Origin of the sequence: Chryseobacterium vietnamense (genome assembly GCF_031454475.1) — a bacterium.
In the GTDB taxonomy this organism is placed as follows: domain Bacteria; phylum Bacteroidota; class Bacteroidia; order Flavobacteriales; family Weeksellaceae; genus Chryseobacterium; species Chryseobacterium vietnamense.
On the sequence record NZ_JAVDQX010000001.1, the window covers coordinates 1 to 19,725 of the forward strand.

Consider the following 19,725-nt stretch of genomic DNA (forward strand, 5'->3'; position numbering starts at 1 on the left):
CAATTTACTTTAAAAAAATTGATCCGGTAGTTCAGCTGGTTAGAATGCCGCCCTGTCACGGCGGAGGTCGCGGGTTCGAGTCCCGTCCGGATCGCGGAAGTTTTCTCAATTTCTTTTTAAAAAATTGATCCGGTAGTTCAGCTGGTTAGAATGCCGCCCTGTCACGGCGGAGGTCGCGGGTTCGAGTCCCGTCCGGATCGCAGAAGTTTTCTCAATTTACTTTAAAAAAATTGATCCGGTAGTTCAGCTGGTTAGAATGCCGCCCTGTCACGGCGGAGGTCGCGGGTTCGAGTCCCGTCCGGATCGCAATAAGTAAAGCCTGTAATTTTTTACAGGCTTTTTTATTTGTTAATGAAGATTCAATTGTGCTTATTCTGTGTGGACTTGGTTCTTAATATCAATAGGGCTTAACTTATTTACGTATTCCTGTGGAAATATTATCTGCAGATGTGTAGAGTCTTTCAGAATAACAAAGTCTGTGCTGTATTTTTATTGAATAAGGCATACAGCATATCTTTCTGATAGAAACCCAAAATCATTTTCTAAGAATGCATAAACAAGTTTTTTTAGATAAAAGGCTAAAAAATGCAGATCGGAAAATATATTCTTACTCCTTTTCCAAAGCAGCTTTGACTGCAATGACAGGGATATTATAATTATAAATCCGGAACATTGCTATTCCGGATTCTGTAACCTTTTTATCAAATATATCATTTATGGTATTTACCTATAAAGATTTTTTAAACAATTGAATGGTCATGGTTCCCCGTCCCCAATTGTAATTCGGCTGGTTTCCTCCGTCCCACATATTGTAAACAATCATACAGGTTCCCGCTCCACTCCCTTCTGCATATCCTGCTAACCTGTAGGTCACGGTCATATCAGAAGAGGTATTATTAGTGATGTCTTCTGAAAAATTACCATTGATAGTTCCCATTCTTGAAGATGAAGCTAATCCTTTTAGGGATATCTTTCTGGAGCCTTCCTGCTGTTCTACACCATCTTTGTAAAATGTAACCCCGATGTAAGAGAGCCTATCCGGATTTGCGCAATTTAAATCATGAGTACCAGCGGGAATAGAGTAGTTCAAAATGACTCTGCCAACAGTATTGGGAGGGATGGTAATAGTTCTGCTGAAATTAACTAAATCTATATTTGAGTAGCTTATAATAGGGTAGTTGTAATCATAATGTACAGAAGTTCCTGCCTTATTGACGAATATATCATCTAAACTGAATTTATCAGGAGGAAACATAGCTTCCACAGGAACTTTTTTTGCTGTTCCGTCACTTTTCAACACTACAATTCTTTCTGTAGCGGCTACACCTGTTTCATCCGGAACACCTCTGAATCTTACATTTCCGTCTACATCCAGCTTTTGGCTGGGAGACATGGCGTAATTGATATCAGAACGCCCTATTCCCATATTCCCGTTTTCATTAATTACGACAGCTGGTCGGTCACTGGTAGAGAATGTAAGAGATGAAGAATTGCTTGTTCCGTTTCCCCAATAATCGGCTTTTATCCCTGCTAGTGGAAAATCAGCTCCTGAAATCTTTCCATTAAAGGATAATTTTCCAAGTTCCGTTCCGGAAGATAAGTTATTGGTTCCGGTTCTTTCTAATGCAAGCCAAGGAGAATTGTTTACAGATTCTACTTTTAGCTGATTACTTCCTGCTGTAGAACTTTCTTTTATATGTAATCCGCTGTCGGGAGATGAAATGCCGATTCCCACCAAGCCATTGTCTTTAATCACAAAATCAGTATTGGCTGCCCTTCCTGCACCGGAAGACGTATTCCCTAATTTTACCATTGTATTAACAGGATCATCAATAAAAGCATCCGGCGTAAGGTCTCCGGCGGGTATATTTCCTGCATTCAGCTTTTGCCACTTATTCAGGCTGCTGTCAAAATAATAATAACCGGAGCTCTTAATATCAACAGTCTGGCCTGCCGGGGCTGTATCAGCGGCTGTAACATACACCATTGCTCCTGCCTGGCTGGCTGTGTAGGTCTTTGCTCTAAGCTGGGCTCCTGTAATTCTCGGTGCAATAATACCGTCCAGTACATTGGTAGAAGTGGGCTTTCCTGTTACATCTAAACTGGCCTGAGGAGTTGCAGTATTGATCCCCACCTGGGAAAATAGAGGTAATGAAATTAAAATACTACCTAATAATAAAACATTTTTTTTCATCTTTTTTAAATCATTCTGTATTGTGCCGCAAATCTACAGGATATGGAAATTTGAAAAAAATAAAGGGGTACAACACTAATACAACATTTGTTATTTTGCTTTATTTTACCGGAGATTTAGTTTTTTGGATGGATTATATGATGAACTTTAAAGTTTTGATAATAAATAAAATAAAAAAATCAATCAATTTTATGCCTTGTTTTTGAATGTGTTTTCGGAAGTATTTCCAAATTATATTTTAAATAAAAAATAACATGTAAGATTAAAAATATTAATTATAATTATTATCTTCGCTCGATAATAGAAACCACAGGTTGTTGAATTAATGGAAAAGATACTTTAGGTTTATTTGTGTATGGGGAATGTTTTTAAAATCAGGGAGTTAAGATATATACCCAGATGGTCGGTTTTTCTTATTGATGTTTCTGTCGTCTTCTTTTCAGTTTTAGTTTCATATTTTCTTTTGAGCAGTCTAGAGGTAAAGCTTAACTTTATTAAGTATCAAAAAGAAAAAATATTTTCAGTCGTCCTTATTAATATTCTGTGTATAGTTTTGTTCAAAACGTATGCAGGAATTATCAGACACTCTACTTTTTTTGATTTTTTTAAAATTGTATGGTCTTCTGGCAGTGCTCTTATCGTCTTGCTGGTTTTGAATTTTATATCGGAACTGGTGTTGGATAAACCTATATTTCTATACCCTGTTCTTTTTTTATTTTTCTTTATTTCTATTTTTCTGATGTTTTTTTTCAGAATGATAACCCAAGAGCTTTTTGGTGTCTTAGATACTAAGGATACTCCATCCAAAGCAAGGATTGCTATTGTAGGGGTAGAGGATACTTCTGTTTCATTAGCAAAAGCTATTATTCATAATCCCGATCATCCTTATCAGCTTGCAGGATTTCTTAGTGCAAGATCGGATTCAAAAAAAGCAATGTTGCTTGGTCATAAAATTTATAATAAAGCGCAATTTCTTAGGAGTGATAATCTGAAAGAACAATTTGATGCGGTTTTGATCAAAGATATGATGACAAAGCTGGAAATAGAAGAATGGACGAGCTTTGCTTTGGAAAAAGGACTGAAAGTATTAAAAGCACCGGTAACCAATATCATAAAAGATGATCATAAGGTGGGAGACATTCATCCTCTTCAGATTGAAGATCTACTGAATCGTCCGACAATCAGAATAGAGAATGATGAGGTAAAATGTTATCATATTAATAAAAATATTCTGGTAACCGGAGGAGCCGGATCTATAGGTAGCGAAATTGTAAAACAGGTTGCTCAACTAAATTCATCACTTATTGTAGTGGTAGATCAGGCTGAATCTCCTTTATATGAGCTGCAGCTTGAATTATTGGAAAAATTTCCCAATCAAAGGTTCAAATTTATATTGGCAGATATTTCAAACTATTCCAGAATGGAAAAATTGTTTGATGATTATCAGTTTTCAATAGTGTATCATGCAGCCGCATACAAACATGTGCCTTTAATAGAAGATAATCCTCATGAAGCTATTTTTGTAAATATCGGAGGAACTAAGAATGTAGCGCTCTTATCAAAAAAATATTGTGTTAATCGTTTTGTGATGGTATCTACGGATAAAGCTGTGAATCCTACCAACGTGATGGGAGCATCAAAAAGAGCAGCTGAACTTTTTGTACAGTCTTTACAAAATTCTTCAGGTAATACAACAAAATTTATTACCACACGTTTTGGAAATGTATTAGGTTCTAATGGTTCTGTCATCCCGCACTTCAAAAAACAAATTGAAAAAGGAGGTCCGGTAACGATTACTCATCCCGATATCATTCGTTATTTTATGACTATTCCAGAGGCATGCGAATTGGTACTTCAGGCAGGAACAATGGGGCAAGGGGGTGAAATTTATGTTTTTGATATGGGAAAACCTGTTAAAATCCTGGATTTGGCAGAAAGAATGATAAAATTATCAGGATATACTCCGGGTATTGATATTAAAATTGATTTTATTGGTTTAAGACCTGGTGAAAAGTTGTATGAAGAACTTTTAACAGATAATGCTACAACAATTCCTACGCACCATGAGAAAATTATGATATCCAGAGATCCATTAATGGAGTTTGAAGATATAGAGAATTTGAGTAAACAAATAATCCTGGCAGCAATGAATAAAAATAGCTTACAGATTGTGAGAATATTAAAAATTATTGTTCCCGAATTTATAAGCAATAATTCGGAGTTTGAAATACTTGACAGCGTATCTTAATATGAAGTGTGTGAATGGAATTAAAGAATAAAATACATGAAAAATTAATATAAAATAATAATTTTGCTATTTTAATTCCAAACGGAATGAAAATTGCTAGAGAAAGAATTAATTTAAATATACAGATTATAAAAGGCTTCAGATCACTAAATTTACTAATATATGTAGTGAATTATATGGGGATGGCTTTCTTACAGTAAGTATCTTAAATTAATAGAGATAGATTTAAAATAATAACACAAGTAGACTTAGAATAAATAACATATGAATAAAAAGATTATTACATATATAACACTGTTATCGGTTATTTTGCTATCGTGCCGACCGAAGCAGAATATGGTTTATATGTCAAAACATAATATGGAAGAAGAGGTTGCAAAAGCTAAATTTCAGGGATTGCATATTCAGGAAGGAGATGTTCTCCTGATTCTTGTATCTGCACTGGATGAAATTGCTGTGAAGCCTTTTAACCTTAATACTGCAAACAAGGTAGGAAGTGATGGTAGCAGAGGAATTAACCAGTATGTAGAACCAAGTCAATATCTTGTTAATGAAGAAGGCTATATCTCCTTTCCGGTTTTAGGAAATGTTTATACTAAAGGAATGACACAGGTGCAGCTAAAACAGGAACTTGAATCACGTCTTAAGAGATATCTGACAGATCCATTGGTGACCATTACCCTTAAAAATTTCAATGTAAGTGTTTTAGGAGAAGTGAAAGAGCCGGGGCAGAAAGAAAGTGTTTCTCAGAAAATCAATATTTTTCAGGCACTTGGACTTGCAGGTGATATGACGGATTTCGGAGACCGTACCAATGTAAAGCTTATTCGTACTGATGATAGCGGAACAGACCAGATTGTTAATATCGATCTTACAAGATCTGATGTTGTGAGTTCGCCATACTATTATATGAAGCAAAATGACATATTATATGTACAGCCTGACAAAAATAAACAGGTTCAGGCTAACTCGAATCCGAACAGAGCCCTTACATTCCAGATTATTGGTGCTTTACTGACAGCTGGTACACTTATTATTGCTTTAACTCGTAAATAAAATATGCAGCAGATAGAATTTCAGGAAAGTGAAGAATCTTTGGATTTAAGAAAGATCATTGGAAAGTATTTAGTCAAATGGCCTTGGTTTATAGCATCGATGTTATTATTCGTTATTGTGGCCTTTATATATCTAAGATACGCTGTACCTCAATATGAATCGACAACTACCTTAAAATTTGATAAAAAGCAGTCTGATTTAACAGGAGCATTAATAGATCTTGATAACTTGGGACTTGGTTTAGGAAATGCAGATGAGCTTAAAAGTGAAGTAGCTGTAGTAAGCTCCAGACCTATCCTGATGAAAGTTGTTGAAAACTTAAACCTTAATATACAATATTATAATTCGGGTGAGATAAGGGATTCCGAATTATTTGTCAAAGTACCAATTGTTGCGAAAATTATTTCTTACAATAACACCAAAAAGTTCATTTCTTCCCAATATATGGTAAAGGAAGTTAACGGAAATGAATTTGTTTTGGAAGATAAGGAGAACAAAAAAATAAAGGGAGCTTTCGATAAAAGTCTGGCACTTGATTTCGGAACTGTAGTTCTTCAAAAAGTTCCGGGTCTTACCTTTAAAGATAAATATAAAATTGTATTCTGGAATCCGATAGAGAAGATAAAATCTTTGGAAAAAAAGATTCAGGTTGATCTTCCGGACCAGAAAGCGATGCTTATGGACATTAAGATTGTAGGAACTGTTCCTGAAAAGTCAGAAGCCATTCTTAATGAAGTAACCAAACAGTATAATCTGGATGGGCTAAGAGATAAAAATTTACAAGCTCAAAATACACAGGAATTTATCGATAAACGATTAGAAGTTATTTCACGTGATCTTTCCGGAGTTGAAAATCAGAAAGAAGATTTCCAGAATCGTAACCAAATTGTAGACTTGCAGGCGCAGGCGCAGCTGGCACTTCAAAATACAAACGATAACACAAAACAACTGCTTCAGCAGCAAACACAGGTTGATCTTCTTAACTCTCTTCAAAATGAAGCTGCAAAAGGAGATAATCAGCTTATGCCTTCAAATTTAGGACTTAATCCTGCTTTGGAACAGGCAATTTCACAATATAACACTCTTGTTATCACCCGAAATAAAACTTTGAAGCAGGCTACCAATGAAAACCCTGCTGTGATAGAAATGAATAAAGAAATTTCTTCGCTGAAAGAAATTGTGAGGGATAACATCCGCCAGCAAAAAGCAACGATTCAGGCATCTATTGCGCAGATAAACAGCCAGATTTCAGCCAGTACAGGAATGATTGAAAAAGTTCCCGGACAGTCGAAAATTTATAGAGGTATCGAACGTCAGCAGAATCTTAAAGAACAGCTTTTTCTTTTCCTTTTACAGAAAAGAGAAGAAAATGCAATCAATCTTTCTGTTAATGTTCCGAAAGCTAAAATTGTAAACCCTGCTTACACTGATGATATTCCGGTTTCGCCTAAGAAAAATATTATTCTTTTGGCTGCTGCTTTATTGGGATTAATGCTACCACTTGTGGTGTTCTACCTTTTCTTTATGTGGGATGATAAAATCTACAACCGTACAGATATTTCAGAAAATTCATCACTTGGGGTACTGGCCGATATTCCTGCTCTTAAAGATGATCAGCTTCACCTTGTACAGAAAAATGATTTCTCAGAATTGGCGGAAGCGTTCAGAATATTGGTTTCCAATCTTAAATTTCTGCTTCCTAAGAAAGATTCGGCGAAAGTTATACTGGTAACTTCTTCAGTGAAAGGAGAAGGAAAAACATTGGTTTCAGTGAATCTTGCTCTGACATTGGGAAGCAAAAACGGAAGATCATTACTAATTGGATCGGATGTTAGAAATCCGCAGATACAGAGATATGATGATGAGCGTGTTAAGAATGCTGGTCTTACGGAATATTTATATGATGAAACGACAGATGTAGAAGACCTTATCCATACTTCTGATACCAATCCTGAATGTGATGTAATCTATGCGGGATCTATTCCTCCAAATCCTCAGGAACTTCTTTCCAATGGTCGTTATCAGAAGCTTATCAGTGAGATGTCTTCCCGTTACGAATATATTGTGATCGATTCTGCTCCACTGATGCTTGTTTCAGATACATTGAGTATTTCCGATACAGCCGACGCTTCTCTATACGTAGTGAGATCGGGAGTATCAAGAAAAATATTATTAGATTTTGCAAATAAACTCGTTAAAGAATCAAAAATATCAAACGTCTCTTTCGTGATCAATGATGTTGCTAAAAATGTCGGTGGTTACGGGTATGGATACAACTATGGCTATGGTTACGGATATTCAGCTGATACGAAGAAAAAATGGTGGCAGAAGCTTTTTAATAAATAAATCAAATTATCTTCAAAATAAACATTAAAATAAAGTAAGAACATCACATATAATATGAATATACAGAATAAAATTGGGGTAATCGGACTGGGGTATGTAGGATTACCTCTGGCCCGTTTATTTGCAACAAAATACGCGGTAGTTGGTTTTGATATTAATCAGGCCAGAATTGCAGAACTTAACAGCGGAAAAGACTCTACTTTGGAGGTGGAAGATGAAGTACTGCAGCCGGTTTTAGTAAAAGAGAATCCATTTTCAGGTTTATCAAAAGGATTGCTTTGCTCATCTAATATAGAAGATATTAAAGAGGCTAACATCTATATTGTAACTGTTCCTACACCGGTAGACAAACATAGTCGTCCGGATCTGACACCTTTATATAAAGCATCTGAAACAGTAGGAAAGGTACTGAAAAAAGGGGATATTGTTATTTATGAATCTACTGTTTATCCCGGTGTTACAGAAGAAGAGTGTATCCCTGTGCTGGAAAAAGTTTCGGGATTGAAATTTAACGAAGATTTTTTTGCAGGATATTCTCCTGAAAGAATCAACCCGGGAGATAAAGAACGTACCGTAGAGAAGATCTTAAAGGTAACTTCAGGTTCTACACCGGAAATTGGTAAAAAAGTAGATGAATTATATAAATCTGTAATTGCAGCAGGTACCCATTTGGCACCAACTATCAAAGTAGCTGAAGCATCAAAAGTGATCGAAAATTCACAGCGTGATATTAATATTGCTTTTGTGAATGAGCTTGCAAAAATATTTAATCTTTTGGACATTGATACTCATGCAGTTTTGGAGGCAGCAGGAACGAAATGGAATTTCCTGAAATTTAAGCCAGGACTGGTAGGAGGACACTGCATCGGGGTCGATCCATTCTATCTTGCCCAGAAAGCGCAGGACGTAGGATATTATTCTGAGCTGATCCTTACCGCAAGAAGGCTGAATGATTCTATGGGACAGTTTGTAGCTTCTGAGGTGGTAAAAACAATGATTAAGAAAAGAATCAACATTACGGATGCCAAAGTGCTGAATCTTGGAATCACATTCAAAGAAAACTGTCCGGATGTGAGGAATACGAAAGCAGCAGATGTTATCAATGCGCTGGAAGATTATTCCATCGAAGTTACAACGTACGATCCGTGGGCAAATCCAGAAGAAGTAATGCACGAATATGGTATAAAATCTACAAATTCTCTTGAAGATGTGGAGGGACAGTTTGATGCAGTTGTTCTCACAGTTTCTCATGACGAATTCCTGAATATTGATCTTTCCCGTTATCTGAAGGAAGGAGGAGTTTTATATGATGTTAAAGGAATTTTAGAGAAATACGATAATCGTTTATAAAAAATTAGAGAATGAAAATAGCAGTTGTAGGAACAGGATATGTAGGTTTATCTAATGCCGTTCTATTGGCCCAACATAATGAAGTTGTAGCTTTAGATATTGTTCAGGAAAGAGTAGAATTGCTTAATTCTAAAAAATCTCCTATTGAAGATGACGAGATCAGCAACTTTCTAAGTACTAAACCACTTAATTTCAAAGCTACTTTAGATAAAAAGGAAGCTTATGATAAGGCTGAATATATTATTGTTGCCACCCCCACAGATTATGACCCTACTACCAACTATTTCGACACAAGCAGTGTTGAAAATGTAATTAAGGAAATTGCAGAATATAATTCTGATGCTGTAATTATTATTAAATCTACAGTTCCGGTGGGGTATACCGTAGATTTAAAAAGCAGAATGCATTCAGATAACGTGGTGTTTTCTCCGGAATTTTTAAGAGAAGGCAAAGCTTTATATGATAATTTATACCCATCCCGAATTATTGTCGGGGAACAAAGCGAGAGAGCAAGGATTTTTGCAGAATTACTGAAAGAAGGAGCCGTAAAAAAGGATATTCCTGTTTTGTTTACTAATCCTACTGAAGCAGAAGCTATTAAGTTGTTTTCAAATACCTATCTGGCATTGCGTGTGGCTTATTTTAACGAATTAGACAGCTATGCACAGATCCACGAACTGGATACCCGCCAGATTGTAGAAGGTGTTGGTCTGGATCCAAGAATTGGTTCGCATTATAATAATCCATCTTTTGGATACGGAGGATACTGCCTTCCTAAGGATACCAAACAGCTTCTTGCGAATTATAATGCTGTTCCCAATAATATTATTCAGGCAATTGTAGATGCAAACAGAACCCGTAAGGATTTTATAGCAGATTCTGTACTCGCCAGAAAACCAAAAAAGGTAGGCGTTTACCGTCTGATCATGAAAGCAGGCTCCGACAATTTCAGAGCATCTGCCATACAGGGAGTAATGAAAAGGATTAAAGCCAAGGGAGTAGAAGTGGAAGTATTTGAACCGGCACTTAATGAAGAGTCTTTTTTCGGTTCCAGAGTGGTAAAAGATTTAGAGCTTTTCAAGAAAGAATGCGATGTAATTATTTCTAACCGTAATGCTTCGGAACTTGCTGATGTACAGGAAAAAGTGTACACAAGGGATCTATTTGGTAATGATTAAAAGTAAATAAATTGTCGAGTACAAAAAAGATCGCAAAAAATACAATACTACTCTACATAAGGATGATCATCAATATGGGGATCTCCTTATATACTTCAAGGATTATTTTACAGAAGTTAGGAGTAGAGGATTTTGGAATATATAATTTAGTGGCTGGGGTAGTTGTATTATTTTCTTTTTTAAATAATGCAATGACAAGTGCTACTCAACGATTTTTGAATATTGAATTAGCTTCAAATAGTAAAGAAAAAGTTAATAGGGTGTTTTGTATGAGTCTCAATATTCATATAATTATCTCAGTTATCGTATTGATTTTGTCAGAGACTATTGGATTGTGGTTTTTAAATTACAAATTAAATATTCCTGTTAACCGGCTTAATGCAGCAAATTTTGTATTTCAGTTTTCTATAATTACAACAATCATTAATATCATTAGAATACCTTTCAATGCTACTATACTTGCGAATGAAAGGATGTCATTCTATGCCTATCTGGGGATAGCAGAGACAGTGCTAAAACTAGCTATTGTATTTTTATTATCGCTTTTTGTTGATTATGATCAGCTGATAATTTACTCCTTTTTATTATTACTGGTCAATCTTATAGTGAATGTAATCTATAAAATTTATTGCTTTACCAACTTTAAGGAAGAAACTGCTTACCATTATTTTTCTGACAAAAAATTGTTCAGAGAACTGTTATCTTTTTCCGGCTGGAGCTTATTCGGACAAGTGGCTGTTTTGAGCTCAACGCAGGGATTGAATATGATTATGAATATATTCATAGGTGTTACTGTAAATGCAGCCTTAGGTATTGCGAATCAGGTCAACAGTGTTTTGTATAGTTTTGTTTCCAATATGCAGGTAGCATTTAATCCACAGATTACACAAAGTTATGCTTCAAATGATTTGGAAACACATAAAAAATTAGTCTTAAACACTTCGAAATATTCAGTATTTCTTTTTTTGGTTTTATCAATACCGATCTTATTACATACTGAATTTATTTTAAAATTATGGCTGGGAGTTAATTTACCTCAATATCTTGTAAGCTTTACCCAAATCGTTATCATTGGTTCTATCATTAATGCTATAGTTGGGCCGTTTTGGATGTCTGCTAATGCAATTGGAAATATCAGAAATTATCAGTTAGGTGTTTCATTGATATTATTATTAAATCTCCCACTGGCATATATATTCTTAAAATTAGGTTTTTCTCCTGTCTATATTATGAGTTTAAACGTTATTTTGAATTTATGCACATTTGTGTTTCGTTTTCTTTATGTTAACCATAAACTGAAATATGATTTGCCAGATGTACTACTTTATTTAAAACAGACCTTCCTGGTTATTTTCTCTTGTTTTATTCTGGTATGGCTCATAAAAAAAGTACATTTTAACAGCTACTTTTTTGCAATATCTTCAACCATAGGAGCTGAGATTATTTTGTTTGTATTAATTATTCTTATTGGTATTAAGCGGGAAGAGTATTTACAGGTTAAGAAAAAAATCATTAAAAAAATAGGAAATAAATATGGATTTATTTAGCAGAATAAAAAATAAAGCAAATTCAATTATTAATAATATAAATAATAATGCCAGAGTAGACAAAATTGCTGATGAGATTACTAATTGCAAGTCGAAGCGAGTATTTTTATTTCAAACTCCTACCCATACTAATATTGGGGATCATGCTATTGCTGAAGGACAGCTGAAGTTTTTTCAGGAAAATTTACCCGAACATCATATTTTTGAGATTAACCAGTCTCAGATGAAGTATTTTATAGAAAAGTACAGACATACTATTCATCCTGATGATTTGATATTCATTCATGGTGGTGGAAATTTTGGGAATGAATACATGAGGGAAGAAAATTTGAGAAGAATGGTCATTCAAAACTTCCCTGAAAATAAAACTATATTGTTTCCACAAACAATCTATTACAGCAATGATCAGATTGGTGAAGCTGAATTAAAAAGAACACAGGATATTTTTGAAAAACATGCAAACTTGATTTTGACAGCCAGAGAGGAACAGTCATTTGAATTAATGAAAAAATATTTTCCAAAAAATAAAGTAATTCTGACTCCCGATATTGTTCTTTACACTGAATATAGCTTTGAAAATGAAAGAGAATATGCATTGGAAGTAATCAGAAATGATCAGGAATCAATACTGACAGCTGATGATAAAGATAAAATTACCCAAATCTTAAAAGAAAGATTTGACAAAATAATTAAATCTGATATGCATTGTGATAAAATAACAGATTTAGATATAAAATCAGTTAGAAAGAGAGTATTGACTAATAAACTATTACAGTTTTCTAAAGCAAAAATAGTGGTCACTGATCGATTACACGGAATGGTTCTTTGCATAATTTCTGGAACGCCATGCGTGGTTTTTTCAAATTATAATCAAAAAGTTATAGGAACCTACAACTGGATTAAATATCTGAAATATGTAAAGTTTGTTAAGAATGTAGAGGAAGCAAACAAAGCAATAGATGAGTTATTGAGTAACGATAACTACGAAAAATATAATCCTCAGGAGATAAGGAAGTTTTACTTACCATTAATAGAGAATGTAAATGAATGATGTTTTTTTATCAATTATCGTCCCCATATATAATGTTGAAAATTATATAGAAAAATGTATTGCCAGTATAGTACAAAATACTTCTGCTAATTTTGAACTGATTCTGGTAATTGACGGATCTCCGGATAATAGTATCAGTATCTGTAATAAATACAAAGAGACTGATAAAAGAATTGTCATCCTGGAAAAAGAAAACGGAGGGCTTTCTGATGCCAGAAATGCAGGATATAAAATAGCCAAAGGGGAATATATTTGGTTTGTTGATGGTGATGATTATATTGAAAGTGATAGTATTGACATCTTTTTTAAAAAAATTAATAAAGAGACAGATATTTTCTTATTTAATTATCAGGAAATTTATGAAAATAAAATTGTCAAATTTGAAAAATTTGAAAATGAAGAAAAGATCAGTGGCCACAATTTGCTGTTAAAGTATAATAACTACGGTATTCAGGCATGGACACAGATCTATTCCAAAAAATTCTTAGATCAGCATAATATCATATTTGAAAAAGGAGCCATATACGAGGATGTATTATTTAATACACAAGTATACAGTAAAAATCCTGAGCTGCAGGTTATTGACAATATCTTTGTAAATTATGTACAGAGGGGAGAGTCGATCATGAAGAAAAAGCAGACTATCAAAAATGTACAATCAGTATTAAAAATTTTAGAACTCTATAATAAGAAGGAAATAATAGACTTTTTTCCAAAAAAGTTCATCATAAATAGGCATCACTACTATTTTAGTTTGCTGTTCATTTTTTTACATAAGAGCAATATGAAAAAAGATGAAATTATGGATCTTTTAAATACTATCAGTGCCAAAAACTTTTTTGTTTTTACCAGACAGTATGATTCTTTTATTGTGAAGCATATTAAAAGAAAGCTATTTCCTTCCAAATCGATTTTTATTTATAAAAACTGGACCTTTATTTTCCTTCTGATACGATTGGATAATTTGATTAATAGATGAATTACTTAAAGAAAAATATAACCCCAATATTAATTATTTCTCAAATATTTGGTTTATACGGTGGTATGTTACAGGCACCGAGAATTCTTGCTATTTTATTTTTACCATTATTAATAAGGGAGTTAAATAAAAAACTTATAAAAGGGAAAGAGTTTTTATTCTTTTTCTTTTCTTTTATTATTTATTGTGTATTGTCAATGTTATTATTAACATTTAATAATGACCAATCCCTAAAAGAGTTTGCATATGCATTAATAAATTTTATCATTTTCGTTGAAATACTGACTTTTAGCAAGTATGTCAGCTTAAATAAACTGATAAATGGCTGGGTTATATTTGTATTACTAAGTATTCCGATTGCAATTATAGAAATTAATTTTAATTTGCACTTTTCCAATTCTAAATTTGGAGATGATACGGTATTAGGAGGGGTTGGAACGCTTAGAAAATATGCAGCTATTACTTTTGGAAATTATAATTTGTACAATCACCTTTTGGCGATTTCATTTCCCTTTATTTTAGCAAAATTTAAGTTCATTACGAACAAGTTATTTAAAATATTTTATATTGTTTTTGTTTTAGCGATCGTCTGGGTTGTACTGACTAATGCAAGCCGCGGAACGATGCTGTGCTTGTTAATCTCTACAATTATTTATATTATTTTTTATTCCAGTAAGTCAATAAGCAAAACCATTATTTACACATTCATTTCAATAATAGCATCCTTTGCAGGGTATTTATATGTAATGAATAATGCCGCATTTGCTTACTTAAAGACAAGAATCGAGCAAAAAGGGCTGGAAGACAATTCAAGAAAGGAAATGATTAATGTCGGTATCGACATGTTTATAGACTCAAAATTTCTGGGTGTGGGAGCTGGAAATTTTTCGGAAACAGCTAGTAAAATGACGAACAATCCTATCCTTGTACCCCATAATTTATTTATAGAATTACTTTCTCAATATGGGATCATTGTCTTTGTTGCATTTCTCTTATTGTTATTTAAAATTTTCAATCCGAGAAGGATTTTTAAAAAGCGTGAAATTCCAAATTATATTTTATTAGGATCATTATTGGTAATGCCATTAGCATTTACAATTAATAGTGTTTATTTAAATAATCCTTACATGTGGATTTGGCTAGCAAGTCTTTATTGTATATCATCATTTTATAAAACGACAGCTAAAAATGTTAATTGATTATATAGATAAAAAATATTCATCGTTAAGACAAATTTCTAAAGCGCAGTCTTTAGCAAGATTTTCTATAAGAAAATTTTCAAATTTTGTCTTTCCGATATATCTAAAAAACACGAAGAAAGAAATTTTACTTCCCGAAAAATTGTCGGAAAATATTATCGTATCACTCACAACATTTCCGGGAAGAATATCCAAATTATGGATGGTTATAGAATGTATGTTACGACAAACTCTGCTTCCCAATAAAATTGTATTGTATTTGGCAAAAGATCAGTTTCCGAATGAGTTAAAAGATCTACCGGATAATCTGATGGGTTACTACAATAAGAAGCAATTGGAAATAAAATTTGTAGAGGAAGATTTAAGGTCTCATAAAAAATATTACTATGCCTTTAAGGAATATCAAAATGATGTGATCATAACAATAGATGATGATATTTTTTATCCGTCCAATATCATTAAAGATTTAATGGATTTGCACGAAAAATTTCCTGATACAATTTGTTGTCACAGAGCGCATAAAATCGTGAGAAATGATGATAATACAATAAGCAAATATTCTAAATGGAAAAAAGTCTTCGGAAATTGTGGACCGACATTTGATCTATTTCACACAAGTGGGGGAGGAACTTTATATAAGAGTAACTTTTTTAGTGGAGAAGTTCTGAATAAAGATGCATTTGTCAGCTTATGTTTTATGGCGGACGATGTCTGGTTGAATATGATGGCTCAGTTGAATAAGACAAAGACCGTGAAATCCGGTTATTTTTCAAACTTAATTCCCATTGAAAATAAGAATTCGCTCTTTAAGTTAAGTCAGGAAAATGTTGCGGATGGAGGTAATGATAAGCAGTTACAGAATCTGATTCAAAATTATAATATTGATCATTATGAAATATTTAGGTAATTTTATAAAGCTTAGTGCGGTATTATTATTTAGCTTTTCGTTTGCTCAGCAAAACAGAGTAAGCAGATATAATGCAGATATGCAGGCATCCAAAAGTTATGGTCTGCAGAAAATGGAATTGTCATCGGTCAGTAAAAATACTTACGATTTCATGGCATTGGGATATTTTATCAATGCCAATAACAATATGTATCTTAAAACAAAAGATAAAAAATATATTGATACTAATATTTCTGTCATAAAACCAATTCTGATTGATACCAATTCAAATACCTCATACCAGAAAAACGGCTGGGTGATGAATGTAAGAAAAGGCAATCAGAATGCAAAAGCGAACGGCCAGGAACATTTAATTTCAGAAGGATACTTTTTCCGATACATCGGGGAGTTTTTGGATATTTTAAGCAAAAATAAACTGTATACAAATTATCAGCCGGCGATAGAAAGCGGTTTAAAATACTCCTTCGATAAATGGAAAGCCAGAAGCTTTAGCCAATATGGAGATTATTCTTTATTGTTTCATCAGAGGCTTCATACAGGAGCAAACTGGGCAGTTGTGGCGCTATATCTGATGAAGTATGATGAATCTGATAAAAGTTCATATGCTACATTTGTTAATCAGTTTGATCAGCAGCTGAAAAAAGCACTGGTTTTAAACAAAAGCACAGGTAGCATTTTGTATTATACATGGAACAGTACCTATCCGGATGCTTTTTGTAAGGCGCTACAGAAAATTAAAAATTATAAGCCTGTTGTACAGGATGTATCACATGGAAATCATGTCGTATTATATTTAATAAAAGCAAAAGAATTGGGAAATGCCAATTGGGCTGACTTTAATTTCAGCTACCTCTGCAATACCCTGAAGCTTAAGATTCTGAAAGGAAACAGTATTGCCGATAATGTAGATGGTACTACAGATCCAAGTGTCCAGAATACAGGATGGAAAATATCTGATGGCTGGATGAAGCTTATTTATTTTGATACAAGTTTATACCCTTTAGTTGAAAAAAACCTTTCAAATTACAGTAATAAAATTAGCAATTCTTCTTTAGAACTGCAGTTTAATTCAATCTATCCATAATGATACTTCACATTACAAACGATTACTCAGGATCTACAGTTTATAAAAATTTAGTGAGGGAGCTGGATAATAACGGGGCAGGGCAGATTGTTTATAATCCCGTTCGGGAGGCCTCCAGAATAGGGAAAAATAAAATAGATTTTGAAAATACTGGCTCTCAGATTATCTACAGTCATATTTTATCAAAATATGCAGATCGGGTTTTGTATCAGAAAAAAATTAAAAAAATAGTACAAGACATTGAAGCAAAAATAGACCTCAAGACCGTCAGATTTATTCATGCTCACACATGGTACAGCGATGGTGGAGTGGCTTATGAGCTTCATAAAAAATATAATATTCCATACATAGTAGCAGTGCGCAATACAGATCTTAACCTGTTTTTGAAGTATTTTCTGCACGAAAGAGGTTACGGAAAAAAAATACTTCAGAATGCCAATAAGATCATAACGATTTCGGCTGTCTATAAAAAAAGAATGCTGGAAGATCCCCGTCTGTCTCATATTATGAATGATGTACAGCAAAAAGTAATGGTGATCCCAAATGGTGTAGACCCTTACTGGATAGAATCAAAGGTTGCGGAGAGAAAAATTGCTGAGGACAAAAAAAGCGTTCAGCTGCTGTATGTTGGGAAATTTGATAAGGGAAAAAATGTCTTTAACCTTGTTAATGCTGTTAAGAACCACAATCACAAAATTCAGAACAGAATAAAATTAACACTGATTGGAGGAGGAGGAAATGATGAAAAAAGGATTCTGGATTCCATTAAAAACGATCATTCCTTTGAGTTTATAGGAAAAGTAGACAGTCTGCCTGTTCTAAAATCCTATTACGAACGAAGTGACTTTTTTACTATGCCTTCCAAAGCAGAAACCTTTGGTTTGGTCTATATAGAAGCGCTTCTGCAGGGCTTACCGGTAATGTACACGCAAAATGAAGGAATCGACGGTTTTTATGACGATTCTATCGGGGAAAAAGTAGAAGACACTTCTGTTTCTGCGATCGAACGGGCGCTTGAACGTTTAATCCAAAAACAAAATCATTATAGTTTTGATATTGAACAATTGTTAGAAAATCATGACTGGAAGAGAATAGCTGAAGTATACCAACAATTATATACAGAAAAAAAATAATGAATATATTATACATACACCAATATTTCGTAACTCCTCAGGAACCCGGAGGAACAAGATCATATTGGCTGGCACAGGAACTTATTAAAAACGGGCATAAAGTTACTATGCTCACCTCATCATCCAAATTTTCAGAGGATATTAAAGTTGTACAAATTGATGGTATTGAAGTCGTTTATATAAAAGAAGACTACGACCAGAATATGAGTGTTTCCCGAAGATTAAAGGCTTTCCTGAAATTTATGTACAAATCATCGGTGCTGGGATTGAAACAGAAAGATATCGATTTGGTAATTGCTACATCAACGCCTCTTACAATAGGTATTCCGGCACTTTTATTAAAGTGGTTTAAAAAGAAACCTTTTGTTTTTGAAGTAAGGGATCTTTGGCCGGAGGTGCCAATACAGATGGGAGCCATAAAAAACAGATGGACTATAAAAACAACCCGTCTGCTGGAAAAAACGATTTATAAAAATGCTTCCCGTGTTATTGCACTTTCTCCGGGTATGCAGGATGGAGTCGTAAAATATATTCCAAAAGAAAAAACATCAATGATTCCTAATATGGCTAAAATGGACGAATTCTGGCCCAGAGGAAAAAACGATCAACTGATGGAAAAGCTTGGTTTAAAAAAGGACTCCTTCAAAATAGTTCATTTTGGATCTCTGGGATTGGCAAATGGAGCTCATTCAATTGTTGAATCCGCCAAATTATTAAAAGATAGGGAAGATATAGAATTTCTTTTTGTAGGAGGAGGTTCTACCGAAAAAGATCTGATAGATGAAGTAGAAAAAAACAATCTTAAAAATGTGAAATTTCTAGGAAAGTTTCCTATGACTGACGTATCTGAGATTGTCAATTTTTCAGATGTTTCTATGATTTCCTTTTTGGATCTCCCGATTTTGTATACCAACTCTCCCAATAAACTTTTCGATTCGTTGTCTGCAGGAAAACCTATTATTGTAAACTCTGCAGGGTGGACGAAAGATATTGCTGAAAAATACCATTGCGGATATTATGTAAATCCAAACCGTCCTGAAGAGCTTGTACAAAAAGTACTTCATCTGAAAGACAATCCTGAATTGGTAAAGAAAATGGGACAGAATGCAAGGAAACTGGCTGAAACAGTGTACGACAAATCTATCCTGTGCAAAAAATTTGTTGACGTTATCGAACAGACAGAATAAGTGATCAGGAGAAAGCATTTCGTACATAAGTGCAAGTAGGTATTTGTTCAGTTATTTTTTACAGATACCATCATAAGAGTGGGCAGAAAATACTAAATATCGGATGAATATTTAAAAAAAGTTGATTGTTACTGTAGAAGAAAAATTACCTGAATTTTGAAGGATAAGCTCTTAAAAAGCTTTTACAGTAAGAAATCTTATTTTTTTGTATTTGACAATCTGTACCTTAACAAAAGCTTTGAAAGAAAAGGAATGCGTTTCTTTGG

The 19,725-nt window shown here is 33.8% G+C and carries 14 protein-coding genes and 3 tRNA genes; 16 read left to right on the top strand and 1 reads right to left on the bottom strand.

Annotation, left to right across the window (positions count from 1 at the left end; all coding sequences use genetic code 11):
• The first annotated feature begins 20 nt into the window (after positions 1-20).
• The 3 genes from J2786_RS00005 to J2786_RS00015 all read left to right on the top strand — a co-directional run bounded on the left by J2786_RS00005 (position 21) and on the right by J2786_RS00015 (position 306).
• Positions 21-94 (top strand) — tRNA-Asp (locus J2786_RS00005).
• 32 nt (positions 95-126) lie between these two features.
• Positions 127-200: transfer RNA gene (locus tag J2786_RS00010), tRNA-Asp, on the top strand.
• Positions 201-232: 32 nt separating this feature from the next.
• A tRNA-Asp gene (locus J2786_RS00015) sits at positions 233-306 on the top strand.
• A 421-nt stretch (positions 307-727) separates the two neighbouring features.
• On the opposite strand, the gene J2786_RS00020 is transcribed toward J2786_RS00015, so the two are convergent.
• Positions 728-2,194 carry a phage tail-like protein gene (locus tag J2786_RS00020; protein ID WP_047433041.1) on the bottom strand — a complete coding sequence of 489 codons (1,467 nt, stop codon included), beginning with the start codon at positions 2,192-2,194 and terminating at the stop codon, positions 728-730.
• A gap of 355 nt (positions 2,195-2,549) precedes the next feature.
• Here J2786_RS00020 and J2786_RS00025 point away from each other — a divergent pair, with 355 nt between their 5' ends.
• From J2786_RS00025 to J2786_RS00085, 13 genes are all read left to right on the top strand, one after another.
• On the top strand, positions 2,550-4,442 hold the full coding sequence (locus J2786_RS00025) for a polysaccharide biosynthesis protein (protein ID WP_374710460.1): 1,893 nt from the start codon (positions 2,550-2,552) through the stop codon (positions 4,440-4,442).
• A gap of 345 nt (positions 4,443-4,787) precedes the next feature.
• Positions 4,788-5,498, top strand: a complete 711-nt coding sequence (locus J2786_RS00030) for a polysaccharide biosynthesis/export family protein (RefSeq protein WP_226798586.1) — start codon at positions 4,788-4,790, stop codon at positions 5,496-5,498.
• Between the two features lie 3 nt (positions 5,499-5,501).
• Positions 5,502-7,844 carry a GumC family protein gene (locus J2786_RS00035; protein WP_047433034.1) on the top strand — a complete coding sequence of 781 codons (2,343 nt, stop codon included), beginning with the start codon at positions 5,502-5,504 and terminating at the stop codon, positions 7,842-7,844.
• A gap of 54 nt (positions 7,845-7,898) precedes the next feature.
• The gene (locus J2786_RS00040) at positions 7,899-9,194 is read left to right on the top strand and encodes a nucleotide sugar dehydrogenase (protein ID WP_047433032.1); all 1,296 of its coding nucleotides are present in this window, start codon (positions 7,899-7,901) and stop codon (positions 9,192-9,194) included.
• An 11-nt stretch (positions 9,195-9,205) separates the two neighbouring features.
• Positions 9,206-10,372 (top strand): nucleotide sugar dehydrogenase, encoded by a 1,167-nt coding sequence (locus J2786_RS00045; protein ID WP_047433029.1) that lies wholly within the window; start codon positions 9,206-9,208, stop codon positions 10,370-10,372.
• Between the two features lie 11 nt (positions 10,373-10,383).
• Positions 10,384-11,919, top strand: a complete 1,536-nt coding sequence (locus J2786_RS00050) for an oligosaccharide flippase family protein (protein ID WP_047433026.1) — start codon at positions 10,384-10,386, stop codon at positions 11,917-11,919.
• Positions 11,906-12,970, top strand: coding sequence for a polysaccharide pyruvyl transferase family protein (locus J2786_RS00055; RefSeq protein ID WP_047433022.1), 1,065 nt, complete (start codon positions 11,906-11,908; stop codon positions 12,968-12,970). The genes J2786_RS00050 and J2786_RS00055 overlap by 14 nt, the downstream gene beginning before the upstream one ends.
• Positions 12,963-13,949: a glycosyltransferase gene (locus J2786_RS00060; RefSeq protein ID WP_052187032.1), complete on the top strand. Its 987-nt coding sequence runs from the start codon at positions 12,963-12,965 to the stop codon at positions 13,947-13,949. Before J2786_RS00055 ends, J2786_RS00060 begins: the two co-directional genes overlap by 8 nt.
• Positions 13,946-15,148, top strand: coding sequence for an O-antigen ligase family protein (locus J2786_RS00065; protein ID WP_047433019.1), 1,203 nt, complete (start codon positions 13,946-13,948; stop codon positions 15,146-15,148). The genes J2786_RS00060 and J2786_RS00065 overlap by 4 nt, the downstream gene beginning before the upstream one ends.
• Entirely contained in the window at positions 15,138-16,055 is a 918-nt protein-coding gene (locus J2786_RS00070) for a glycosyltransferase (RefSeq protein ID WP_047433017.1), read from the top strand. Before J2786_RS00065 ends, J2786_RS00070 begins: the two co-directional genes overlap by 11 nt.
• Complete coding sequence (locus J2786_RS00075) at positions 16,039-17,139, top strand: hypothetical protein (protein ID WP_047433016.1); 1,101 nt, start codon at positions 16,039-16,041, stop codon at positions 17,137-17,139. The genes J2786_RS00070 and J2786_RS00075 overlap by 17 nt, the downstream gene beginning before the upstream one ends.
• Positions 17,139-18,272: a glycosyltransferase gene (locus tag J2786_RS00080; protein WP_052187031.1), complete on the top strand. Its 1,134-nt coding sequence runs from the start codon at positions 17,139-17,141 to the stop codon at positions 18,270-18,272. The genes J2786_RS00075 and J2786_RS00080 overlap by 1 nt, the downstream gene beginning before the upstream one ends.
• Complete coding sequence (locus J2786_RS00085; RefSeq protein ID WP_047433011.1) at positions 18,272-19,459, top strand: glycosyltransferase family 4 protein; 1,188 nt, start codon at positions 18,272-18,274, stop codon at positions 19,457-19,459. The genes J2786_RS00080 and J2786_RS00085 overlap by 1 nt, the downstream gene beginning before the upstream one ends.
• Positions 19,460-19,725: the final 266 nt, after the last annotated feature.